The sequence below is a fragment of the Bradyrhizobium sp. DOA9 genome (genome assembly GCF_000617845.2).
Taxonomy (GTDB): Bacteria; Pseudomonadota; Alphaproteobacteria; order Rhizobiales; family Xanthobacteraceae; genus Bradyrhizobium.
In genome coordinates this window covers 2,223,880-2,247,261 of the sequence record NZ_DF820425.1, presented here as the reverse complement: position 1 = coordinate 2,247,261, position 23,382 = coordinate 2,223,880, and the positions used below count along the sequence as shown (strand labels likewise).

Below are 23,382 nucleotides of genomic sequence, written 5' to 3'. Positions count from 1 at the left end.
TTTCTTGGCGCATCGCATTCTCATCGTCGACGACGAAGGCCATATCCGCGAGGTCATCCGCGTCGCCCTGAAGAAGGCCGGCATGGACGTGATCGAGGCCCGCGACGGCAGGGAGGCGCTTCTCCGCTTTGCCGCCGACAAGCCCGATCTAATCGTGCTCGACATCGGCATGCCCGAGTTCGACGGCCTCGACGTCTGCCGCGAGATCCGCAAAGGCTCGGACGTGCCGATCCTGTTCCTGTCGGCGCGCGACGAGGAGATCGACCGCATCCTCGGCCTCGAGATCGGCGGCGACGACTACGTCACCAAGCCGTTCAGCCCGCGCGAGCTGGTGGCGCGGGTCAATGTCATCCTGCGCCGCCTCAGCCCCCGCAACGGCGAGGCCAAGGCCGGGCCGGCCGCGCTGACGCAGGGCGGCCTGCTGATCGATCCCGAGCAGCATGTCGCAACCTTTGCCGGCACGCCGCTGAAGCTGACCGCGATCGAGTTCGGTATCCTGCGCGCGTTCCTGACCCGGCCGACATCGGTGTTCAACCGCGAGCAGCTGATGCGCGCGGCCTACCAGCTCAACATCCAGGTCTCCGACCGCACCATCGACAGTCACGTCCGCAACATCCGCGCCAAGCTCGCGGCCCTCGCCTGCGACAACGTCATCGAGACCATCCACGGCGTCGGCTTCAAGCTCGGCCGCTGCGAGAAAGAGGCATGAGCGCTGCGCCCGACAAATGGCGGCCGTCGCTGGGGCTCGTGATCTTCGCGGTGCTGACGACCGTCGGCGTGCTGCCGCTGGTCGGCCTGTTCTTCTTCCGCCTCTACGACAACCAGCTGATCCGCCAGACCCAGGCCGAGCTGATCGCACAGAGCCGCGTGCTGGCGACGATCTATGCGCAGGAGGTGGCGGCCAGGCTCGACAGCGGCCTCGTGCTCGGCGCCGAGGTGCCGCCGGGCGTGCTGCCCGATCCCGGCGACCAGGTCACGCCGATCCGCCCCGCGCTCGATCTCACCGCCAACGACCTGCTCCGGCGGCGACCGGATGCGCAACCTGCGTCCAAGCCTGCACAGCCAGCCTATGTCGAGATCGGCGCAAAACTGACGCCGATCATCCGCGAGACCCAGAAGGTGACGCTGGCCGGCTTTCGCATCCTCGATTCCCAGGGCGTCGTGATTGCCGGGCGGCAGGAGGTCGGGCAATCGCTCGCCCATATCGAGGAGATCGCCGACGCGCTGCGCGGGCAATACCGCGCGACTTTACGCAACCGCGTGCCGGACAAGCCGCCGCCGCCGATCTATTCCTTCAGCCGCGGCCTCGGCGTGCACGTGTTCTCGGCGATGCCCGTGATCGTCAACAACCGCGTCGCGGGCGTCATCTACACGACACGGACGCCGAGCAACATTTTCGACCATCTCTACCAGGAGCGGGCCAAGTTCGTGCTGGCCGGCCTTGCCGTCATTCTCGGCACGATCGCGATCGGCCTCGTGTTCTCGCGCACCATCACGCTGCCGATGCGCGAGCTGATCGACCGCGCCGCCCGAATCGGCCGCGGCGACCGCGAGGCGTTCCAGCCGCTGAAGCATTACGGCACGCGCGAGTTCGCCCAGCTCTCGCACAGCTTTCTCGGCATGGCCGAGCAGCTGGCGCGGCGCTCCGACTATATCGCGACCTTCTCGGCCCATCTCACCCACGAGCTGAAATCGCCGCTGACCTCGATCAAGGGTGCGGCCGAGCTGCTGCAGGATTCGGTTCAGGGCAAGGCCGAAGGCCTGACGCCGGCCGAGCAGAACACCTTCATCGCCAACATCCTGTCGGACACCCAGCGGCTGGAGGCGATGGCGCAGCGGCTGCGGGAGCTCGCCCGCGCCGAGAGCCTGCCGCAGAACGAGCGCACCGAGCTTAAGCCCGTGATCGCCGATCTCAGGAGCCGGTTTCCGGCAAGCGCGATCGAAGCCAGCGGCAGTCTCGAGCGGGCGATCGGCATGTCCTCGGAGAAGGCGCTGATCGTGCTGTCACACATCGCCGACAATGCGGTGCGGCACAAGGCCGGGACGATCAGGCTGGAGGCGGTCGACGAACGGACGACCGTGCTCGTGACGGTCAGCAATGACGGCGAGCCGATCTCGGCGCCGAACCGGGACAGGATCTTCGACGCGTTCTTCACCACCCGCCGCGACCAGGGCGGCACCGGGATGGGGCTGGCGATCGCGCGCGCGGTGATGGCGAGCCATGGCGGCTCGATCAGGCTGAAGCCGACCGACCAGGGTGCGGCCTTCGAGCTTCAGTTCCCGGTTGCCTAGATCGCAAAGACCCAGGCGGCCACGATGGTGCCGATGGTGACGAGACCGGCGATGGTCCAGCCGGCGGCGTATTCCAGCTCAGGATGACCGGTCGCCCGCATGATCTCGACCGGATCGGCGGTATGCTTCTCTGCCATGACAGCCTCGCACGTGTTTTCCCGTGTCACTAGATAAGTCGCACCAGCCGCCAAGAGGTTCCATCACGGAAATGCGAGGCATGACGCAGCTAGGTTTGTTCGCCGACCCGCAGGCAGGCCCGGCCGGCCTTCGCTACACGGACGATTTTATCGATCGCGCCGCCGAGCAGGATCTGATCGGCCGCATCGCAGCATTGCCGCTCCAGCGCTTCCAGTTCGGCGCCTTCGAGGGCAACCGCCGGGTGGCGTCGTTCGGCTACCGCTACGACTACAGGCTGCAGCGTCTAGCCGAGGCCGATCCGGTGCCGGACTGGGTGCAGCCGGTCGCGCGCCGGGCCGAGGCCTGGGCGGGGCTGCCGGAGGGCAGCGTCCGGCAGGTGCTGTGCACCGAATACGAGGTCGGCGTCGGCATCGGCTGGCATCGCGACAAGCCGCATTTCGACAAGGTGCTCGGCCTGTCGCTGGGCTCGCCCTGCAACTTCCGCTTCCGCCGCCGCAAGGGCGAGAGGTGGGAGCGCCACACGCTGGCGGCCCTGCCGCGCTCGCTGTACATGATGGACGGCGAGGCGCGGTCGCGGTGGGAGCACAGCATCCCGCCGGTCGAGGCAAAGCGCTATTCCATCACCTTCCGGACCATGAAGCGGGCCTGACGGACCATCCAAACAAAACTGCGAAAACAACCCCATGCACAGTAGAACGCCGTTTCAGGCGCGCGCCTTGGCGGCGCCGGACAATTGCTTGACGGATCGGGATAAAACGGCGGCTGCGCGCCAAAGGTGCCGCGAATTCGCCTCAAGGCCGGCTGACTAATGAAACGAATTGAAAAGACGAGCCAGATCAGCGAGCCAAGATGAGCCCCGCAAGGCCGCCACACCCATGAAGCATTTTCTGACATTTTTCCTGTTTCTGACCATGAGTGCGGCCGCCGCGCACGGACCCGTGCCGGGCCGGCTCCCGCCGCCCTCGGGTCTCGTGCAGGCGGGCCTCACCGATTCCGACACCACCGCCGGCGGCACCGCGCGGCTGTGCGAGCAGGTGACCTTCTCGCGCGGCCTGCGCTATGGCGAGAGCGAGGCCAACGTGCTCGATGTCGCGACCAGCGCGACCAAGGCCGATACGCCGCGGCCGGTGCTCGTGTTCGTGGCGGGTGACACCTTCACCGGCGACCGCGCGGCGCCGGAGCTGTCGCGCCAGATCCAGGACCAGGCGATGTGCTTTGCCGCCCGCAACGGCATGATCGGGGTCAGGGTCAATTACCGCCTGGCGCCTGCGGCAACGTGGCCGGCCGGCGCGTCCGATGTGGCCGCGGCGCTGTCCTGGGTCCACGGCAATATCGACCTCTTCAACGGCGATGCCCGCGAGATCGTCGCAGTCGGCTACGGCGCCGGCGCCTTCCACGTCGCCACCCTGCTGGCGCACCCCGAGTTGCAGACCGCCGGCGCCGATGTCGCGGGTGTCGTGCTGGTGTCCGGGATCTACCGCGCCGGCAAGGACGCGAGCGACAGCGAGAAGGCCTATCTCGGCGGTGATGCCACCCAGTACGACAAGCGCTCGGTCTTCCCCGGCATCCTCAATGTCGACGTGCCGATCGTGCTGGCCTGGGCCGCGGACGATTCCGCCGGCCTCGTGGCGCAGGGCGAGACGCTGAAGAAGACCCTGTGCGGCGCCGGCCATTGCCCGCGCAGCACGCTGCTGCGCAGCCGCGACGGCATCGCGAGCGCCTTCGGCCTCGATGGCTCCGGCGACAGCCTCGCCGAGCCGACGCTGCTGCTGGTGCGGCAGCTCGAGGCGCGGGGACTGCCGTAGCGGTCGGTTGCGGCAGCACGCCTGCCGCTTCATCAGAGCGCGCCGCCCAGCCACACGATTGCCAAACGCTTGACCTAGATCAATCGGCCTTGGTGGGGACGGAGCCGATCTCGTTGGGGGCCAACCACAAGGCATCGAACATGCGCGTCATCGGCAGGATGCTGTTCGTTTCCGTGATTGCCGCCGCATCGCTCGGCGCGATGTCGCAGCAGCAGCACTCGGATCAACCCGCAAGCGACCAGGAAATCCGCATCGGCAATGTCATGCCGTATTCGGGAGCGTTGTCGGAGTTCGGCGCGATCGGCCAGGCGGAAGCGGCCTATTTCGACATGGTCAACGCGCGCGGCGGCATCAACGGCCGCAAGATCCGCTTCATCACCCGCGACGACAATTCCGATCCGGGGGCAGCGCTGGAGCTGACGCGCAACCTGGTCGAGAAGGACGGCGTGCACCTGATGTTCGGCTCGTTCGGCACGCCCGGCAACCTCGCCACACGCCGGTACCTGAACGAGAAGAAGATCCCGCAGCTGTTCGTCGCTTCCGGCGACGAGGAACTGAGCCAGCCGCACGCGTTTCCCTGGACCATGGGCTGGCAGCCGTCGTTCCGGTCGGAGGGGCGCATCTATGCCAACTACATCCAGGCCTATTACCCCAGAAAGAAGATCGTCGTGCTCTGGCAGAACGACCAGTTCGGGCGCATGGTTTACAAGGGGATTCAGGAGGGCCTCGGCGATCTCAACCGTCACGTCCTCGTCGACATCGCCTTCGACCTTGCCGACGAGCATCTCGACGGGCACATCTCGATCCTCAAGCGCGCCGGCGCCGATATCTTCGTCTTCCTCGGCGTGCCCTCGACCGCTTCCAAGGTGATCAAGCTGGCAGCGTCCCTGAATTGGCGTCCCGTCTTCATCGTCAACGATGCCTCCGCCTCGATCGCCAACGCGATGGCACCCGCAGGGCTGGAAAATTCCGCCGGCGTAATCTCGGCAGCCTTCCTGAAGGATCCGAGCGATCCGGCCTGGAAGAACGATCCCGCCATGAAGGACTGGTTCGCCTTCATGGACAAATACCATCGGGTCGAAAGCACCAACAACAGCGCGGCCGTCTATGGCTACGCCGCGGCCGAAGCGCTGACGCAGGTGCTGAAGCAATGCGGCGACGATCTTTCGCGCGACAACATCATGCGCCAGGCGGCTTCACTGAAGGACGTCAATCCCTCCCTGGCGCTGCAAAACATCCGGATGAGCACTTCGCCGAACAATTATCTGCCGATCAGGCAGATGCGGCTGGTGCAATTCGACGGGCGGTCGTGGCAGCCGTTCGGGGACGTGATCGAGACGGCGTTCACGGAAGGCGCGGCAAGGTGAGGTGACTCGTGGGGCAAGAGCGACGAGCATGCATCATCCCTCGAAGCAGCCCGCGTCCGACAAGGCAGAATGCAGTGGTACCCCCGCCAGGTCGAGCGCGCCGGATGGGACTGGCCTGCCCAGAAGATAACCCTGAACGAAATCCACTCCCTGGCTGCGCAAGTACTGGAGCTGCTCCATCGTCTCGACACCCTCCGCCGTCACCTGCACATTGAGTCCCCTGGCCAATGTCATGATCGATGCGACGACTGCCCTGCTCGCGCGCTTGCTCGGAAGCTCGCTCGTAAACGAACGATCGACCTTCAGCTTGTCGAATGGAAATGCCACGACGGAACCGAGCGAAGCATAGCCAATGCCGAAGTCATCCAGTGCAAAGGACACCCCGATGCTCTTGAGTTGGCGGAACAAGCGAAGATTTTCTTCTTCGTCCTGCAGCAGCATCGATTCCGTCACTTCGAGCTCCAGCCGATGCGCCGGAAGACCGGTTTTCATCAGCACGCCGAAGACCGAGTCGAAGAGAAATCCTCCTCGAAATTGAGACGGAGACAAATTGACTGCCACCTTGATCTCTCCAGGCCACGCTACCGCGTCTGCGCACGCCCTTTCCAAGGTCCATCGTCCCAACGCTTCCATGAGCCCGGTTTCCTCCGCGACTCCGATGAACTCGTCCGGATAGAGCAAGCCTCGAGTGGGATGGCGCCATCGCACCAAGGCTTCCGCGCTGCGCGGCCGCAGCGATCCCGCCCCGCAGATGGGCTGATAGTGCAACTCGAACTCGCCACGCCCAACTGAAGCACGCAGCTCATTGACGAGCCGATTGCGGCTTTGCGCGCGGCTGCGCATTTCATCTTCAAAGACGTGAAATCCGCTCCGCCCCTCCGATTTGACCCGATAGAGAGCCAAATCAGCTTTGTAGAGGAGCTCCGGAGCCGTAAGACCATGCAACGGTGCAATCGATATTCCGATGCTGACGCCGACCGAAGCCTCCTGCGACTCCAACGAGAACGGTATGGCGATCGTTTGCAGGAGATCGACCGAGAGAGCTTGGGTCTCCTCACGCGCATCCTCCGCGCTGATCTGCACGATCGCAAATTCGTCCCCGCCCAGACGTGCGATCAGGGCGGTCGCCGGCACGACCGAGATCAGACGTCCACTCAGCTGCTTGAGCAATCCATCTCCGGCGGCGTGGCCAAGCGTGTCGTTCACATGCTTGAAGCCATCAAGATCCAGCAGGTAAACGATCAGGGTTTGCTGCTTTGACTGTGCTTGGGAAAGCCATTCCGAAAGACCGTCCAGCAGAGCTGCCCGGTTCAGAAGACCCGTCAGCGCATCGTGGCGGGCTGCGTGACTGAGCTGCGCCTCGGCCTTCTTTCGGGCCGTGATATCGACCCGGATCGCCATGTAGGCCACCGGCTTCCCTTCCGGGCCAAGCTGGGGCGTTATCACGGTGTCGACCCAATAGAGGTCCCCGTTTTTCGCCCTGTTGCAAAGCTCGCCCCGCCATACGCCGCCTCGGGCGAGGCGACGGTACATCTGTCGGAAAATATCCGGCGAATGAACCCCCGATTTCAGCAGGCGATGGTTGTTTCCAACCAGCTCCTCCCGGGTGTACCCACTGATCTCGCAAAATCGATCGTTGGCGTAAGTAATCGTTCCACGAACATCGGTGATCGCGACGATGACCGCCTGATCGATCGCGTACTGCTTCTCGATCAGCTCCTGCCTTGCTTTCTCGGCCCGGACCTCAGCAAGGCGAAGCTCCGTGACATTCCTGTGCCGTTCGACGAAGCCGCCGTCGGACATGGGATGCATATCGAGCTCGACAAACGACCCATCCTGCAATTCATACGTCGTCTGGAACTCTTCGCCCCGCCGTATCGCCGCCAGGTAGTCGGCCAGCTGGCCTCTCGCATTCGCCCCGACTACTCGGGCATGGCGGACCGTGAGAACATCCTCCACGGGCCGGCCCGGCGAAATCTCGGACGATGCCAGCGAGTAGAGGCTGCGATGCTGTTCATTCCCTATCACCAGCCTGGATCGATCGTCGAAGACACACAGGCCATGAGCGCTGCTTTCGATGGCCGTCTGCAGCAGCTGCTTCCAGTTCACCTCGGCCTTCCGCTGGCGATCGGTTTCGGCGCTCGCAGGCTGACGAGATCGGCGCGGATCGCAGGAAGCGGAAAACCCGTTATTCATGTCAACATTCGCGATATCGAGATCAATCGTTGTTTCGGTCATTGTGTCGCCAAGGCTCGATGACACGTCAGGCCGCCCGGATGTTGGCAAAGAACGCCTCCACTTCCGAGCGAAGAGCCGCAGCCTGAATGGACAGCTCTTCAGACGCGCTCAGAAGCTTTTCCGCCGTCTGCCGGGTTTCGGCGGCCACCTGGCTCACGCCGGTAATGTTGCTTGATACCTCGTTCGTGCCCTGGGCTGCTTGCTGGACGTTGCGCGCGATCTCGGCGGTAGCCACGCCCTGCTCTTCCACGGCCGCCGCTATCACGGTTGCGATCTCGCTGACCGACCCGATGGTGCGGCCGATGTCCTGGATGGCCCCCACCGCCTCCTTCGTTGCACCCTGAATCGAGAGGATCTGCTCACCGATCTCGCCGGTGGCCTTTGCCGTCTGCTCCGCCAAGGCTTTGACCTCGGAAGCAACGACGGCGAAGCCGCGCCCGGCCTCGCCGGCCCGGGCTGCTTCGATCGTGGCATTGAGAGCGAGCAAGTTGGTCTGCCCCGCGATGGTGCTGATCAACCCCACCACGTCGCCAATTCGCTGGGCCGCCTTTGCAAGGCTCTGGACCGTGTCGCCGGACCGGGCCGACTGATCCACCGCGGTCTGGACGATCTTCGTCGACTGGGACACCTGGCGGCCGATCTCCTGAATCGAGGAGGTGAGTTGCTCGGTCGATGCGGCAACCGCCTGCACATTCGTCGACGCTTCTTCCGAGGCGGCGGCCACCGCGCTGGACTGCTGGGTCGACTGGGACGAGCTCGCGGCCAGCGCATTGGCTGCGCTCTGGAGGTCGCCGGCCGAACCACCGATCGTATCCACGACCGCCTTCATCCGGACATCAAAGCTCCGAATGGCGGCGTGGATCGTCTCCTGACGTTTTTCCCGCTCGGCGAGCATTGCCTCCTGGTAGACGGAGATGGCGATCTCCATGTCGAGCATCACGGCGCAATTCACCGCGCTCAATATCTCGCAGAGATGGCCTGGTTTCCAGCGGTAGCGTCGAACAGCGAGCGCCACGAGCTGGTTCAGGACAAAGTTATATCCACCGATGTACCAACGCGGCTCCAAGCCGATCCTGTTGTGGACCATGCCGATGGCGCGGACCCCCTTCAGGTATTCATCATCGAACCGTCCGTTGAACAATCGTGCCCAATGGGTACCCTGGGCCGATTTCAATCTGGGAATATCATTCCCGATCAGCGCGGCAAGCTGAGGCTCGCTCGTGACATGACGGTAGAAGCCCTCCAGAATGCGGGGTACGGCAGGTTCGGCGATCGCCCAGAACTCCCGCAACAGCTCCCCACTGCGTGATGTGATTCCCATGAACCGCATTCTGGCCATGCGGTGCCGATCGGAATCGTCGCATGCATGCAAGTCCGTCATTGCTATGCCCTTTCAAATCTGATTGTGAGAAAATTGACTGGAACTCCGGTATTAAGCGGCTGGTCCACGAGCCCGTCGGAACTGTGAAAGCGTAAGGCTACATCGACGACCCGCGTGCGGAGCCGAGTGAGGCGTCGATTCCGAAATACCGAATATCTGCGTCATCATGCCCGCACGCCTTGTGGGAGCCCAACGTGCAGAACAATAATGCCGATCCCGCTAACCTTCTGTTAGGCAAAATTGGCGCGTGCGGTTCGGCTCATCGGGCAATTGCAATTGGCGATGCGCGATGTCACGACAATGGAACGCCAGATTTGCGTGGCGCGGCGTTTGCGATCGGATATTCGGCCAATTTTGCTGGATCAGTGCAGGTGAGGCGCTCATTTAGCGGGGGCGGACACCCGGCTTGCCTGCCTCTGGGAACAGGAATTCGACACCGGCTCTTGCAAGGGCCGTCTCGATCAATGGAAGTGCCGGGTCGTTGTGCGATGGGGCGCCGTCCAGTTCCTCGAGGCGACGGATGGTCGCGCGCGTCGTGCCCGCGGCCTGCGCCAGATCCACCACCGACCAACGCAGCAGTCCGCGGGCGGCCCTGATTTGCGCCCCGGTGATTCTATGGGCGCCGGAACGAGCCGTATTGCGGTCGAGATCAACGCTGATCCCGAGCCACTCCTTGATATTCCCTCCGTCATCGAGCACCGGCTGCCCGGTGGATCGCTTCCATTTGAAACTGCCATCGGGCTGAATGATACGGTGCACGACGTCGTAGCCACGCTTCTCGCGGCGTGCCGCGTCGTGAACTCGGATGATCTTCTCCTGGTCATCCGGATGGATGAGCTGCAGCCAACCCGATTCCGACGCAACGACCTGGCTGCCGCGATCGCAGTTGACGAGCTCGTGGATTCGGCCGTCCGATTTCGCGATCCATACCACTGCTCCGGCTGCCTTGATCAGGGCACGGTAGCGCTCATCGGCGATCCGCAGCTGGTTGAGCTGATCCTCGCGAGCCGTGATATCCGTGCAGATACCGATTGCCCTCTCTGCAACCCCTTCCGGATCGACGAAGATGATGATCTGGCAATAGATCCAGGCGATGTTACCGCCGCGGCGAATGACACGAAATTTCCGTCTGATGGTCGACGCCTTCTGGATGACGCGCTCGACCTCGGCCTGCGCACTGCGATCATCCGGGTGGGTCACCTGGAGAATGGCGGCAAAGGATGGTGCCACCATTCCCGGCTCGATACCCAGAAGATCATAGTACCCGCGCGACCAGTGCATCTCGTTCGCACGCAGATCCCAGCTCCACAGGCCGCACCGCAGTTCGCGCTCGATAACGCCGAAGCTTTCTTCGGTACCCCCCTTCAAGAGGTCCAACATTTTCTTGCTCTTGATGATCCCAAACCTAACAGTTAGCCAAGTTAGGATTATTGTCCAGCGGCATGCCCGCCCCCGGCGGCAGAGCTATCGCATTTGAGAGCTTTTTCCTGCGACCATCCTTCGAGACGCCCGCTTGGGCGGGCCCCTCAGGATGAGGATGGAGTGCGCGGCAGCAGTTTCAACGAGCGCTGATCCTGATGAGCCTCATCCTGAGGCGCGCCAGCGCCGTCTCGAACGACGAGGCGTGCGCGCAGGCCGCCGCCACGAGCCATATGCGATTGCCCCGTCTCCGGGCGGGTAGCATTGGCCCCCTCCGAGTCCATGCAATCAGCCAAGCTGGAGAAAGGTTCTGGCGCGGAGCGGCGCCAGAACGCTCATAGAACCGGAGCACCTTACTGGTGCCGACGGCCGGTGCTCTTCGGAGCGTACGCAAAAGACCCGGTCTCGTAGAAGGGATCGCGGGTGCAACTTCCACCTCGACCGGAAATCGAGGCAAGGCACTGCTCCATGGTGTCGAAGCTGCAGATGCGTTCGGGTCCCGCGCTACGGTCGATCCGGCAATATTCATAGTTCTTTGCGCTTGCGGGCTCTGCCGTGAACCAGAACGCCGCGGCGGCGAGCGCCGCCGCTGCGATGGTGCTCAAGGCGATAGTCTTGGTCATCTCTGCTCTCCGTGCTTCGGTTCGTTTGTAAAACCGATGCTCAATTAGCGGGAGCAAACCTTCGGAAAAAGCACACAGACCGGTAAACACTGTCTCGCGAATCGAGCCAATCCATCGGCCGGTCGAGCACATCGCGTGAGAGGAAAAGCATGAATCCCGGAGCGGCACGTCGCTACGAGCCCGAAATCCATAACCCCGATCGGGCGTATGGATTCCCAGATGCGCAATTGCGCATCATGGCTCGCGCTACGCGCGCCCCGGAATGACGGTGGTTGCCATTATGTCACCAGTCCGCGCATCGGCCGCGTTGCCGCGCTGTCCGGAAACACCGTCTCGGCCAGCACGCGATCGGACAGGCCGAACTGGTCCTGCAGCACGCCCTTGATGACCGAGCGCAGATCCGTGGTCGGCTTGAGGTCGCGGCCCTCATAGAGGTTCGCGAGCTTGAGGCCCGGCCAGTCCGAGATGACGCGGCCGCCCTTCACCGCGCCGCCGGCGAGCAAGGCGATCGTGCCGGTGCCGTGATCGGTGCCCTCGGTGCCATTGATGCGCGCGGTGCGGCCGAACTCGGTGGCGACGACGACGACGGTGTCGCGCCAGCGATCTCTTAAGCCGCTTTCGAACTCCGCGAGCGCGCCGTCGAGACCGCCGAGCAGGACGGCGAGACGCCCCAGGGGGCCGCCTTCATTGGCATGCGTGTCCCAGCCGTCGAAGGCGAGCGCGGCGATGCGCGGGCCGTCATCGGCCGCCATCAGCTTTGCGGCGCCGCGCGCGACCTGCCGCATCTGCGCGACGGCGTTGCCGCGCGTCGCTTTCATATCGTCGCCGCTCGCCGCCTTGTCGAGCTTGAGGCCTTGCGACAACGCGGAGGCCAAAGCGGGATCGCGGTGGCGGTAGAGCTCGACGAGACGCATCGCGGTGTCGTCATCGGCCTGCGGCAGCGCGACCGGCGCCCAGCCCACGGTGGGCGCGCCGCCACGCAGCACCAGCGGCGTGGTGGGGCCGACCGCAAGCCCGCTGGACACACGCTCGCCGCGCGGCAGTGATTCCAGCGCGCGATTGAGCCAGCCGGACTGCACGCGGCCCGGGCCGGCATAGCCGCTTTCGAGCACGTCCTGGCCGTCGAAATGCGAGCGGTCGCGATAGGGTGTCGCGACCGCATGGATCACCGCCGCGTGCTTGTCGCGATACATGCGGGCGAATTCCGGCATCGCCGGATGCAGCGCGAAGAACGAGTCGAGCATGATCGCGGGATGCGCACCATCGGCAGTGAGCGCGATCGATCCGTGCAGGCCGGCATAGTCAGGGTCGCCGATCGGCGCGACGGTCGAGAGCCCGTCCAGCGCGCCGCGCAGGATCACCACGACCAATCGCGGATCGCGTCCGTCCGTCGCGCGCGCGAATTTCGGCAGGTAGGCCCAGGCTGCGAAGGAGGCGCCGCCGAGCAGCAGACCACGGCGCGACGTGAGGAGCCGGTTCTCGACGCAGTCGGTCATCATCATCTCCTCTGCATTTCCGGCGACATCAACAGCAGCGCCAGCGCCTGTTGCCGCGACTCCGCGCGCTCGATGGTCCGCCGCGTCTCGGCCGAGGCGGCATCGCCGGCGGCGAACTCCAGGAGGTCGAGCGGATCGATGTTGTTGCCGAGCCGCGCGCCGATCTGCGCCGCGATGTCGAGCCTGAGCTTGATGCCTTCGGGCGCGGCCCAGGCGGCATTGCTGTCGGGAAAGCCGTTGGGACCCGGCGGCGACCACAGCGGCTGGCCGAGCAGATTGAGGCCGTTGAGATAGCGGCTCGGATCCTCCGGCACGCGCGCGAGCAGCCTGCCGCTGGCGACCAGGAACTCGTAAGGCGAGCGCATCTTGGTGAGCGGCGCCTTCCATGCTTCATCGGAATCGACCAGCCCCAATGCCAGCGCCTTGAGATCGCCGTCGGTCTTGACGAAGACGTCGCGCAGGCGCGCAACGAGCGCCGGCGGCGGATCGTCCGCGACGAAGTGACGGACGAACTTGGCGGCGATGAAACCCGCGGTCGACGGATGCCGCGCGAGATCGGCGAGCGCGGCTTCGCCCTGTGCGAGGCCGGCCTGATCGTAGGTCTTGCCGAGCAGGACTTGCGGCCCGGGCTGATGCGCATTGGTGTTGAAGACGAAGGAGCCGGGGACCCCGAGCTGCCCCTGCCTGCCGGCAAAGGTCCACCCCGTGATGATGCGCGCGAGCGAGGTGACGTCGCCTTGCGTGTAGCCGCCGCCGACGCCGAGCGTATGCAGCTCCATGATCTCGCGCGCGAGATTTTCGTTCAGCCCGCGCTTGCGGTTTTGTCCCGCGCGCGAGTCAGGTCCAAGCGATTGCTGGTTGTCGAGGAAGAACAGCATCGCCGGATGCTGCTCGACCGCCCTCAGCATGTCGGCGAAGCGCCCGAGCACGTGCGGCCGGATCGCCTCGCGCTCGAACGCGCCGGCCCAGATCCGCGCCAGCTCGCCCTTGCTGGCGGAGATGCAGAAATGATTGGACCAGAACGCGACGAGGCGCTCGGTGAAGCCGCACTCGGCGAGCGTGGCGCGCTGCAGCCGCGCCAGCGCCTCGGCGCGAAAGGTTTTCTGGATCACATTGAGCGGCTGCGGCGCGGGCTTGGCGGCGGACTGCGGCGCAGGCACACTCGGCTGCATGGTCTCAGGCTTCGGAGCGCCGTCGGCGGGCTTCGTATCGGCCATCTGGCCGGTGATCTCTGCCGCTGAATTCAGCGAGAGATTACGGCGCAAGGGCGGCTTCTGATCGGCCGGCGCTGGTGCCGGCGTCTCGGCGGGCGCGGCGGCCTTCGCCATCTCACGCGCCTGCTTGACCTCGTCCTGATAGGCGAACACCGCCTGCCCGAGCTGCGGCGTCGATTGCAGCGCGGGCGCTTCCAGCAGCGCGCTATTGGGACGCGAAAGCTCCGCCTTCACGAAGCCGCGCGGGTCGGAGCTCGCATTGACGAGATCGCCCGATGCACCGCCGCGGGCGCCGAAGCCGAAGCGGTTGAGCGCGATGAGGGCGGCTTGCGAATCGCGGGCCATCGATGATCTGTCCTTCGCGCGCCTGCGAGGTGCTTTCCTTTCGACGCGGGCGGCGCGTAATATACCGCAGCGGCAGATGAACCCGACATGAAAATGACGGCGAAGCTTCGACGTAGATCATGACAAATCCGAAAGAAATGCCGTCGGCGCCGGCACTTGCGCGCCGTCTCACCTGCTCCCGTTGCGGCAGCGAATTCGGCTGTGATCCCACCGGCAATTGCTGGTGCGCGGAGGAGACGGCACGGCTGCCGATGCCGATCGAGGGCGACGACTGCCTGTGCCGGGCGTGCTTGCGGAAAGCGGCGGCGGAGGTGGTATCCTAGGTGGCAGTCTCGCAGGGTGGGCAAAGCGAAGCGTGCCACCTTTTTTGCGATCGAGAGAGATGGTGGGCACGGCGCTTTGCGCCTTTGCCCACCCTACAAGACTGGCTCACACGCGATATGCCGACGACTTCCGCGCCATGCCGTCGAACGCATCGAGCAGCTTTTCGCGCCAGGCATAGACCGGATCATCCGCTTCCAGCAGCCTGAACGGGCTGACCACGCGCGCCCATTGGAATCCGCCGAACACGATGTAGTCGGCGTAGTTCGGCGCATTCCCGCCGAGAAAGGGCTGCGTCTTGAACGTCTGGCGCATCACCTCCAGCGACTTGCGGAACGCGATGACGCCGGCATCGCGGCTTGCCATGATGTCCTCGAGAGTCTTGCCGCCGAACCGCGCTTCGCGCGACTTGCGGAAATAGGCGGCGTCGACCTCGGCCAGATTGTTCGGGATATCGGCGATGATGAGCGGAAAGATGCCGCCGACGATGGCGATGTCGCCCCACGCGTTGATCATGCGCGCCATGGCACGGCCGCCCTCCCCGCCGAACAGCGACGGGCGATCCGGAAAATTGTCCTCGAGATAGTTCGCGATCACCCAGGAATCGACCACCGGCTTGTCGTGATGCAGCAGCACCGGGACCCTCGCCGAGCCGTGCGGCGCGATCGCGCTCTTCTCGGTGAAGCGCCAGGGCAGCGATTCCGCCGCAAGGCCCTTGTGCGCCAGCGCCATCCGCGTGCGCCAGCAATACGGGCTGAAGGGGCGCGCGGGATCGGTGCCGACGAGTTCATAGAGTTTAAGCGACATTGGCCAGTGCTCCGTCATTGCGAGCGCAGCGAAGCAATCCAGACTGCCGCCGCGGATATATTCTGGATTGCTTCGCGTGCGCTCGCAATGACGTTGTGGAGAGAGCTGCGCGTCACCGCCCGTTGGCGCGCAACAGCTTCTCGCCGCCTTCCGTCACCGCGATGACCAGCCCGAGGCCTGCAATCGTCTCGCGCGCGACGTAGCCGCGCTCTGCAGCGTCCTCCCAGATGGTGAGGCGCGGGCACGAGGTCTTCCAGGTCGCGATCACCTCGGCATAGGCGCGCGGCTCGCGCGCCACCCATTCGACGAAGTCCAGCACCAGCGGGTCGGCCGTCTCGCTCATTGCAAGCCTCCCTTGTCGAAGGCGGCCAGAACCGGCGCACGCAGCAACAGCCAGCCGCCATAGGCGATGTAGTAACAGGCGATGGTGGTGATCAGCTTGTTGGACCAGGCGATGAACTGCTGGTCGGTCATGGCTTCGAGGATGCGCCGCGCCAGCGTGGTGCCGAGCATCGAGGCTGCGACCGCGACGGCGGCGAGCACGGGATCGAGGGTCGCGGCCTGGTCGATGATGCCGCCGAAATAGATCAGCTTGGTGAAATGACTGATGAGCTGGCACATCGCCTTGGTCGCGACCTTCTCGCGCCGGCCGAAATCGCCGCCGAGGAAGAAGGTGTCGAGCAGCGGACCGGAGACGCCGGTCGTCAGCATCAGGCCCATGCAGATCGTGCCGTAGACCGTGCCCTGCCAGAGACGGTCGGGATCCGGCTTGATGTTCGCCGGCAGGAGCCGCGCCATGAACGGGGTGACGCCGAGCAGCAGCAGCGCGACCGGCTTGTCCGGCACGTAGCGGGTCAGCGACCACGCCGCGAGCGCGAGGGCCGCGCCGACCATATAGTTCGCGACCGGCCGCCAGCGGATATGCGCCCGCCACAGGAACGCGCGCCAGCCGTTCGAGGCCATCTGCGTGATCGCATGCAGCACCATCGCGGTCGGCAGCGGCATCAGGGCCAGCAGCACGCCGATCAGGATCAGCCCGCCCGCCATGCCGAACAGCCCCGACAGGAACGCGGTGGCCACCATCAGCAATCCAAGGGCAGCGATCATGATGGGCGTCACGACGGGGGCTCCTGTCGGTGGATTGTCGGAGGTGAACGTGCCTCGCTTGCCCCTCTCGCGCAAACTGAGTTATCTTGCCCTGGCATCAGCTTTCCTGAGGGTGGGTCATTTGCGGCGGCTGCTGTTTCTCAACGGCATCAAGGCGTTCGAGGCGGCGGCGCGGACCGGCAGCTTTGCTGCGGCCGGGCTGGAGCTGAGCGTGTCGGCGGCCGCGGTCAGCCGCATGGTGCACCTCCTGGAAGAACGGCTCGGCGTCGCATTGTTCGAGCGCAAGGCCAATCGCCTGGTGCTGACGCAGGCCGGCCGCGCCTATCAGAGCGGCCTGACCCCGATCTTCGATGCGCTGGCGAGCCTGACGGCGCAGGTGACGGCGCCCGCCAGCGTCCGCGTGCTCACCATCGGCGTCGGCCACACCTTCGCGATGCGCTGGCTGATCCCGCGCCTGTCGGAGTTTCGCAGCGAGGAGCCCGACATCGAGGTGCGCTTCACCACCGGCGGCGCCGCGGTGCCGTTCGGCGAGGACTGGAACTGCGGCATCAAGCTCGGGACCGGCGACTGGCCCGGCCTCGTCGCCGAGCCGCTGTTCGCCGGCGACCTCACCCCCGTCTGCGTGCCGCGCCTGGCAGGCGCATTGAAGCGCCCGGCCGACCTGAAGGGACCGAGCCTGATCCGCGTCGCGCACTCGCCCGAGGACTGGCCGATCTGGCTGAAGGCGGCGGGCACGGCTCGGATCAACGCGCGCGGGCCCGAGTTCCAATTCTACGGCCAGGCGCTGCAGGCCGCGGCCGACGGGCTCGGCATCGCCATGGGCATCCGCCCCTATATCGACGACGATCTCGCCGCCGGCCGGCTGGTGGCGCCGTTCGACCTCTCGGTGCCCAAGGGCATGCGCTGGTACCTCGTCTATCGCAGCTTCCAGACCGAGCAGCGCGACTTTGCCGCCTTCCGCCGCTGGATCATGCGGGCGGCATCGGAACCCGCCGCCCGCCCGCGCCGGATCGGCCGCGCCGCAGCCCGGAACTGAAGCCCGGCGGGCAAAAAAGCCGCCTGCTTGTGAACGGCTTCACATCCCAGAATCCGCAAATGTGGTCCCCTGACCCTCCGAAAAGAAACGTGGGATCTACACTATGACGACCCTCTACGACGGCTTTGACATCGAATCCTTCGAAGCTGGCAAGGGGCTGTGGCACGCGCGGATCCGCCGTGCCGATCTCAGCCCGGTGGCCATCGACGGCGTGCTGTTTCCGGCCATGGAAGTCGGCTTCGCCTGGCCCGATCGCGATGCCGCGATTGCCGATGCCAAGCACCACATCGATCGTTTCCGGCTGCGGGCCGGCGACGAAGATTAGGCGGTCCGCAGGCCGACCAGAGACAGGACGGCGAAAAAGGGGGAAACCGGTCATGTCCATCATCGAATCCGACGCGGCGCAACCGCGGATCTACGCCCGCGCAGTGCTGTCCAATTGCCCGGAATGCGACGGCGCTCTCACGGTGCTCCGCGTGATCGGCGGCCGCGCCGGATGCGAGTACTGGACCATGCGCTGCATTGATTGCGGCGGCATTCATCTCGACATCCTCGAGCCGAATGTCACCGCCGGAAACGACGAGGGACCGCTGCCGGCGGCGTGAACTGCAAGGCTGCTGCCAAGCTGCTGTCAGCAGCCTGCATGGCCGCGGCCATTCACCCTTTATTGCGGGGCGGACTCGTCCCATATTCGCCTCATGGCGAAGAAACCTGCATCCTCCGAAAAATCCGGCAAATCCCCCAAATCCAAAGCGCATCGTCCCGATGTGCAACCGATCGGGCCGGCGCTGGCCGAATTGCTCAATCCCGCGATCAATCGCGGCGATGCGGGCTTGGGATCGGGCACCGGCCTGCAGCCGCCGCCGGACAATTCGCGCGACCGCCGCGCCGGGGGCGAAGCCGCCGCGCATCGCGCACGGGCTTCGACGCCGAAGGACTTCCCCAGCGACCGCCCCGCGGGGCTAGACGAAGTACCGCAGGCCAATTACGGAACCGCGGCCACCATTCCGACGCTCGATCCGGAACTGGCGCGGCAGCTCGGCCTGCCCACCGAGGAGGACGATGCCGAGGCGCTGGCGCGTCCGCCGCGGTCCAAGATGGAGGCGCTCGGGGTCAAGGCCACCGCGGATGCACTGGAATCGCTGATCCGCGAGGGCCGGCCGGAGTTCCGCAAGGGCGACGGCTCCATGAAGGTTTGGACGCCGCACCGGCCGCCGCGGCCGGAAAAGTCCGAAGGCGGTGTGCGCTTCGAGATCAAGTCGGCCTACGAGCCCAAGGGCGACCAGCCGACGGCGATCGCCGAGCTGGTCGAGGGCATCAACCGCAACGACCGTTCGCAGGTGCTGCTCGGCGTCACCGGCTCCGGCAAGACCTACACCATGGCCAAGGTGATCGAGGCGACGCAGCGCCCGGCGCTGATCCTGGCACCGAACAAGACGCTGGCCGCGCAGCTCTATGGCGAGTTCAAGAACTTTTTTCCGGACAACGCGGTCGAGTATTTCGTCAGCTATTACGACTACTACCAGCCGGAAGCGTATGTGCCCCGCACGGACACGTACATCGAAAAGGATTCCTCGATCAACGAGCAGATCGACCGCATGCGCCACTCGGCGACGCGCGCGCTGCTCGAACGCGACGACGTCATCATCGTGGCGTCGGTGTCCTGCATCTACGGTATCGGCTCGGTCGAGACCTACACCGCGATGACCTTCGCGCTGAAGAAGGGCGAGCGCATCGACCAGCGCCAGCTGATCGCCGACCTCGTCGCGCTGCAGTACAAGCGCACCCAGGCCGATTTTACCCGCGGTACGTTCCGCGTCCGCGGCGACATCATCGACATCTTCCCGGCGCACTATGAGGATCGCGCCTGGCGCGTGAACCTGTTCGGCGACACCATCGAGACCATCGAGGAGTTCGATCCGCTCACCGGCCACAAGCAGGACGAGCTCGAATTCATCAAGATGTACGCCAATTCGCACTATGTGACGCCGCGGCCGACGCTGGTGCAGGCGATCAAGTCGATCAAGTCAGAGTTGAAGCAGCGGCTCGACCAGCTCCACAACCAGGGACGTCTCCTGGAGGCGCAGCGGCTGGAGCAGCGCACCACCTTCGACCTCGAGATGATGGAGGCGACGGGCAGCTGCGCCGGCATCGAGAATTATTCGCGCTATCTCACCGGGCGCCGCCCCGGCGAGCCGCCGCCGACGCTGTTCGAATATGTGCCCGACAACGCGCTGATCTTCGCCGACGAAAGCCACGTCACCATCCCGCAGATCGGCGCGATGTTCCGCGGCGACTTCCGCCGCAAGGCGACGCTGGCCGAATACGGCTTCCGCCTGCCCTCCTGCATGGACAACCGCCCGCTCCGCTTCGAGGAATGGGACATGATGCGGCCGCAGACCGTCGCGGTGTCGGCGACCCCCGGCAGCTGGGAGCTGAACGAGAGCGGCGGCGTGTTCGTCGAGCAGGTCATTCGCCCGACCGGCCTGATCGATCCGCCGGTCGACATCCGCCCCGCCCGCACGCAGGTGGACGATCTCGTCGGCGAGGTGCGCGCCACCGCGCAGGCGGGCTATCGCTCGCTGATCACGGTTCTCACAAAACGCATGGCGGAGGATCTCACCGAATATCTGCACGAGCAGGGCATCCGCGTCCGCTACATGCACTCCGACATCGACACCATCGAGCGCATCGAGATCATCAGGGATCTGCGCCTCGGCGCGTTCGACGCGCTGGTGGGCATCAACCTGCTCCGCGAAGGCCTCGACATTCCCGAATGCGCGCTGGTCGCGATCCTCGACGCCGACAAGGAAGGCTTTTTGCGCAGCGAGACCTCGCTGATCCAGACCATCGGCCGCGCGGCGCGCAACGTCGACGGCAAGGTGATCCTCTATGCCGACCAGATGACGGGGTCGATGGAGCGCGCCATTGCCGAGACCAACCGCCGCCGCGAGAAGCAGGTCGAGTACAACACCGCCAACGGCATCACGCCGGAGAGCGTGAAGAAGCAGATCGGCGACATCCTCAACTCGGTCTACGAGCGCGACCACGTGCTGGTCGAGGTCGGCGGCCACGACATGACCGACGACGTCATCTCGATCGGCCACAACTTCGAAGCCGTGCTCGCCGACCTCGAAACAAGGATGCGCGAGGCCGCCGCCGACCTGAACTTCGAGGAAGCCGCCCGCCTGCGCGACGAAGTCAAGCGCCTGCGCGCGACGGAGCTCGCCGTGGTCGACGACCCCACCGTCAAGCAGCGCACCGTCGCTGGCAAGGCCGGCGCCTATGCGGGCGCGAAGAAATACGGCGACGCCGCCAACCTCCCCGTCAGCGCCATGAAGAACAAGAGCGCCGCAACCGCGCTGAAGGCCGGCGGGGCTAAGGGCTCCCGCGTGCACAAGCCGCATCTCGACGAGATGCACGGCCCGGAATCGCTCCCCTACCGCGAGAGCCGCGCGCTGCCGTCAAAGCCGTTCGGCAGCACGAGCCGGATCATCCAGCCGACGGATTCGCGGCAGTCGGGCCCGGAGTTCGGGCCGGCGCCGAAGTCGACGGGTGGGCAGCCGGGACGGCGCGGGGGGTGGAAGAAGAGATAGGCGCAGCCCGGCGAATAGTGGTTATGGATTCTCGGATGCTCAATTGCGCATCATAGCTCGCTGCTTCGCAGCGCCCCGGAATGACGAGGAGGGGATTGCTCCCCTCACCCCACGCTCGCCGTCACTACCGCCATCACCGACAGCAGCAGCACGATCGTCACCAGTTGCAGCGAGGCGACGGGCTGGGTGCGCCAGGCCGTGATCTTGTCGGAGAGCGACAGATGGGCTTCGAAGAATTTCGGCTCGTAGACGGTCTTGAACAGGTGGGGAGAGCTCGGGCCCAACGTTACGGCCAGCATCGCGTGGGCGAGCGAGGCAACCGCGACGAAGATGGCGACGCCGGGGTCGCCGACGAGGTCGTGGTTGCCGACGAGCTTGAGCAGGAAGGCCGCAGTGGCGAAGGTCGGGAAGCTCTGCAGCGTCGCGGTCAGCGCGAGGCCTTCGAGCGCGTTGTGCAGGCGGGACTTTCTGGCGGTGGCGATGGCGGCCATGGCGCGTCTCCCTGATGACATGCCGATGACGGTAGTCGGGGCGCCGGCGGGGTGATGTGAGATGGGTCACGCGGGGGCGGGCCGGAAGCCAAGGTCCGGGTTGAGCCCGCAGTTGCTCTCCACGTCGTCATTGCGAGCGCAGCGAAGCAATCCAGAATCCCGTCCGCGCAAAGACTCTGGATTGCTTCGCTGCGCTCGCAATGACGTGTTGAAGGAGCGCAGCCTCGCGATCGTCGGAGGACTCGCGGAGATTTCCCACCCCTCCCAGCGGCGGATCAGAGCGGGGCGAGAGAGGTCGGCCGGCGTTGCGGACCTCTCTCGGTTCCGAGCGCCCGCATGGTGATGACATTGCGCACGGCGCCACACGCGTTGCGCGTGAGGCGAGCGAATGCGGCGCGAATTCGTGCAGCCATCGCGCGGCTCAACCGGAAATTGCATGCCATGAACCGGGCATTGCGCTCGCGCGTCAAAACCGCTGCAACATCCGCGAGATTTTGCGATTGTTGATGGGCGAGCCGGCGCGATGGCGTTGCGGAACGCCACGGGGCCGAACAAGGACGGGCGGAATGACGGTGGAGCAGCTGAATCGCCAACGCGTCGTGCACCTGCTCGATGCCTTCGCGCGCGGCGATATCGAGACGGCGCTGGCCTGCTGCACCGACGACGTCGATTTCCTCACCCACGCGCCGATCGACGTGCTGCCGCACATGGTGCCGCGCCATGGCAAGCAGGAGCTGCGCGAGCTCTGGCAGACGGTCGGGTCGCGCTACTCGGAGATTCGTTACAAGACGCCGCACATCGTCGCCGAGGGCGAGACGGTCGCGACCTACGTGCACGCTTATTTCAAGAAGCGCAGCAACGGCCGCATCGTGCAGTTCGACATGGCGGTGTTCTACACCTTCCGCGGCGGCCTGGTGGCGGAGATCCGCGAGATCATCGATTCCTACGATTTGGTTCAGCAGGTGCTGGAACGGGAGATCGGGCCGCTGATCACGGGGGTGGACTGAGCCTCGAGACCCGGACAATTACGGGGTTCTGTTGTCAATCTCACAAATCCCGTTCAATGGTGCATTGCGAAAACGTGAATTGCGTTTTGGCCGAAATCTGCTATTTGTTCGTATACAAATGAATTGAGCCCCGGCGCCCGACCGCGCGTGGGGTTGTTTGCCGTTTTTTCCGTAAAGCCAGCTTCAGGACTGCCCCAGATGACAGAGCACAGCCTCTGGCGTTTCTCGCGCGCGTTGCACCGCGCGATCAACGACCGGGAGTTCAGGGATATCGAGGCGCTGATCGACGAGGACGTCGAATGGGCGCTCTACGGCCCGATCGACATGTTTCCGTTCCTCGGCGCGCGGCAGGGCAAGGATGCCGTGCTCGACGTCATCCGCCAGCTCGCCGACAATTTCCAGGTCCGCCGCTTCGACCGCGAGAGCATCATGCTGGGCGTCGATTCCGCCGCCTCGATGCTGCGCTATTCGCTGACGGCGCTGGATTCCAACAAGCCGATCAGCCTGCGCGTGGCGCAGTTCGCCCAGTTCAAGGCGGACAAGCTGATCAGCATGCGGGTGCTGATCGACACCTTCGACCTGGTCGAGCAGGCACTCGGCCGGGCCATTCATCTGCCGAAGATGACCAGCGTCGGCTGACGCATGATCCGGACCCGAGGGCCGCGTCAGCGCAAAGTGCGACGCGGCTTTCCGGGAAGA

At 65.1% G+C, this 23,382-nt stretch carries 23 protein-coding genes; 12 read left to right on the top strand and 11 right to left on the bottom strand.

Annotated elements, in window-relative coordinates; translation table 11 throughout:
- The first annotated feature begins 4 nt into the window (after window positions 1–4).
- On the top strand, window positions 5–709 hold the full coding sequence (locus BDOA9_RS10450) for a response regulator transcription factor (protein WP_025033886.1): 705 nt from the start codon (window positions 5–7) through the stop codon (window positions 707–709).
- Entirely contained in the window at window positions 706–2,292 is a 1,587-nt protein-coding gene (locus BDOA9_RS10445) for an ATP-binding protein (protein ID WP_025033885.1), read from the top strand. The genes BDOA9_RS10450 and BDOA9_RS10445 overlap by 4 nt, the downstream gene beginning before the upstream one ends.
- On the opposite strand, the gene BDOA9_RS38780 is transcribed toward BDOA9_RS10445, so the two are convergent.
- Window positions 2,289–2,429: a hypothetical protein gene (locus BDOA9_RS38780; protein WP_165935896.1), complete on the bottom strand. Its 141-nt coding sequence runs from the start codon at window positions 2,427–2,429 to the stop codon at window positions 2,289–2,291. The genes BDOA9_RS10445 and BDOA9_RS38780 overlap by 4 nt on opposite strands.
- 80 nt (window positions 2,430–2,509) lie before the next feature.
- Between BDOA9_RS38780 and BDOA9_RS10440 the strand changes: the two genes are divergently transcribed.
- The 3 genes from BDOA9_RS10440 (at window position 2,510) to BDOA9_RS10430 (ending at window position 5,602) form a co-directional block, all read left to right on the top strand.
- Window positions 2,510–3,079 carry an alpha-ketoglutarate-dependent dioxygenase AlkB gene (locus tag BDOA9_RS10440; RefSeq protein WP_025033884.1) on the top strand — a complete coding sequence of 190 codons (570 nt, stop codon included), beginning with the start codon at window positions 2,510–2,512 and terminating at the stop codon, window positions 3,077–3,079.
- A 226-nt stretch (window positions 3,080–3,305) separates the two neighbouring features.
- Window positions 3,306–4,235, top strand: a complete 930-nt coding sequence (locus BDOA9_RS10435) for an alpha/beta hydrolase (RefSeq protein WP_025033883.1) — start codon at window positions 3,306–3,308, stop codon at window positions 4,233–4,235.
- 140 nt (window positions 4,236–4,375) lie between these two features.
- A complete protein-coding gene (locus BDOA9_RS10430; protein WP_025033882.1) occupies window positions 4,376–5,602 on the top strand; it encodes an ABC transporter substrate-binding protein in 1,227 nt (408 codons plus the stop codon).
- Between the two features lie 33 nt (window positions 5,603–5,635).
- On the opposite strand, the gene BDOA9_RS10425 is transcribed toward BDOA9_RS10430, so the two are convergent.
- The 6 genes from BDOA9_RS10425 to BDOA9_RS10400 all read right to left on the bottom strand — a co-directional run bounded on the left by BDOA9_RS10425 (window position 5,636) and on the right by BDOA9_RS10400 (window position 14,318).
- Entirely contained in the window at window positions 5,636–7,840 is a 2,205-nt protein-coding gene (locus BDOA9_RS10425) for a putative bifunctional diguanylate cyclase/phosphodiesterase (protein WP_025033881.1), read from the bottom strand.
- A gap of 25 nt (window positions 7,841–7,865) precedes the next feature.
- Window positions 7,866–9,161 carry a globin-coupled sensor protein gene (locus BDOA9_RS10420; protein WP_192859553.1) on the bottom strand — a complete coding sequence of 432 codons (1,296 nt, stop codon included), beginning with the start codon at window positions 9,159–9,161 and terminating at the stop codon, window positions 7,866–7,868.
- A 444-nt stretch (window positions 9,162–9,605) separates the two neighbouring features.
- On the bottom strand, window positions 9,606–10,601 hold the full coding sequence (locus BDOA9_RS36705) for a PAS domain-containing protein (RefSeq protein ID WP_025033879.1): 996 nt from the start codon (window positions 10,599–10,601) through the stop codon (window positions 9,606–9,608).
- 392 nt (window positions 10,602–10,993) lie between these two features.
- Window positions 10,994–11,263, bottom strand: coding sequence for a DUF3551 domain-containing protein (locus tag BDOA9_RS10410; protein ID WP_025033878.1), 270 nt, complete (start codon window positions 11,261–11,263; stop codon window positions 10,994–10,996).
- Between the two features lie 278 nt (window positions 11,264–11,541).
- Entirely contained in the window at window positions 11,542–12,759 is a 1,218-nt protein-coding gene (locus BDOA9_RS10405; RefSeq protein ID WP_042336460.1) for a DUF1501 domain-containing protein, read from the bottom strand.
- A 2-nt stretch (window positions 12,760–12,761) separates the two neighbouring features.
- Window positions 12,762–14,318, bottom strand: coding sequence for a DUF1800 domain-containing protein (locus tag BDOA9_RS10400; RefSeq protein WP_025033876.1), 1,557 nt, complete (start codon window positions 14,316–14,318; stop codon window positions 12,762–12,764).
- Between the two features lie 119 nt (window positions 14,319–14,437).
- Between BDOA9_RS10400 and BDOA9_RS39390 the strand changes: the two genes are divergently transcribed.
- Complete coding sequence (locus tag BDOA9_RS39390; protein ID WP_042335939.1) at window positions 14,438–14,641, top strand: cysteine-rich CWC family protein; 204 nt, start codon at window positions 14,438–14,440, stop codon at window positions 14,639–14,641.
- A 106-nt stretch (window positions 14,642–14,747) separates the two neighbouring features.
- Here the strand turns inward: BDOA9_RS39390 and BDOA9_RS10390 are convergent, their stop codons facing one another.
- The 3 genes from BDOA9_RS10390 to BDOA9_RS10380 form a co-directional block, all read right to left on the bottom strand.
- Entirely contained in the window at window positions 14,748–15,446 is a 699-nt protein-coding gene (locus BDOA9_RS10390) for a glutathione S-transferase family protein (RefSeq protein WP_025033875.1), read from the bottom strand.
- A gap of 112 nt (window positions 15,447–15,558) precedes the next feature.
- A complete protein-coding gene (locus BDOA9_RS10385) occupies window positions 15,559–15,789 on the bottom strand; it encodes a hypothetical protein (protein ID WP_025033874.1) in 231 nt (76 codons plus the stop codon).
- Complete coding sequence (locus tag BDOA9_RS10380) at window positions 15,786–16,565, bottom strand: sulfite exporter TauE/SafE family protein (RefSeq protein ID WP_025033873.1); 780 nt, start codon at window positions 16,563–16,565, stop codon at window positions 15,786–15,788. The genes BDOA9_RS10385 and BDOA9_RS10380 overlap by 4 nt, the downstream gene beginning before the upstream one ends.
- A 109-nt stretch (window positions 16,566–16,674) precedes the next feature.
- On the opposite strand from BDOA9_RS10380, the gene BDOA9_RS10375 reads away from it, so the two are divergent.
- From BDOA9_RS10375 to uvrB, 4 genes are all read left to right on the top strand, one after another.
- Window positions 16,675–17,589: a LysR substrate-binding domain-containing protein gene (locus BDOA9_RS10375; protein ID WP_025033872.1), complete on the top strand. Its 915-nt coding sequence runs from the start codon at window positions 16,675–16,677 to the stop codon at window positions 17,587–17,589.
- 103 nt (window positions 17,590–17,692) lie between these two features.
- Entirely contained in the window at window positions 17,693–17,914 is a 222-nt protein-coding gene (locus tag BDOA9_RS10370; protein WP_025033871.1) for a hypothetical protein, read from the top strand.
- 52 nt (window positions 17,915–17,966) lie between these two features.
- Window positions 17,967–18,194, top strand: coding sequence for a hypothetical protein (locus BDOA9_RS10365; protein WP_025033870.1), 228 nt, complete (start codon window positions 17,967–17,969; stop codon window positions 18,192–18,194).
- Between the two features lie 93 nt (window positions 18,195–18,287).
- A complete protein-coding gene (uvrB, locus tag BDOA9_RS10360; RefSeq protein WP_042335936.1) occupies window positions 18,288–21,185 on the top strand; it encodes an excinuclease ABC subunit UvrB in 2,898 nt (965 codons plus the stop codon).
- A 104-nt stretch (window positions 21,186–21,289) separates the two neighbouring features.
- Here uvrB and BDOA9_RS10355 read toward each other — a convergent pair whose 3' ends face one another.
- Window positions 21,290–21,676 carry a hypothetical protein gene (locus BDOA9_RS10355; protein ID WP_025033868.1) on the bottom strand — a complete coding sequence of 129 codons (387 nt, stop codon included), beginning with the start codon at window positions 21,674–21,676 and terminating at the stop codon, window positions 21,290–21,292.
- Between the two features lie 566 nt (window positions 21,677–22,242).
- Here BDOA9_RS10355 and BDOA9_RS10350 point away from each other — a divergent pair.
- Both BDOA9_RS10350 and BDOA9_RS10345 read left to right on the top strand, forming a co-directional pair.
- Complete coding sequence (locus BDOA9_RS10350; RefSeq protein ID WP_025033867.1) at window positions 22,243–22,683, top strand: nuclear transport factor 2 family protein; 441 nt, start codon at window positions 22,243–22,245, stop codon at window positions 22,681–22,683.
- A gap of 198 nt (window positions 22,684–22,881) precedes the next feature.
- On the top strand, window positions 22,882–23,322 hold the full coding sequence (locus BDOA9_RS10345) for a nuclear transport factor 2 family protein (RefSeq protein WP_025033866.1): 441 nt from the start codon (window positions 22,882–22,884) through the stop codon (window positions 23,320–23,322).
- Window positions 23,323–23,382 lie beyond the last annotated feature (60 nt).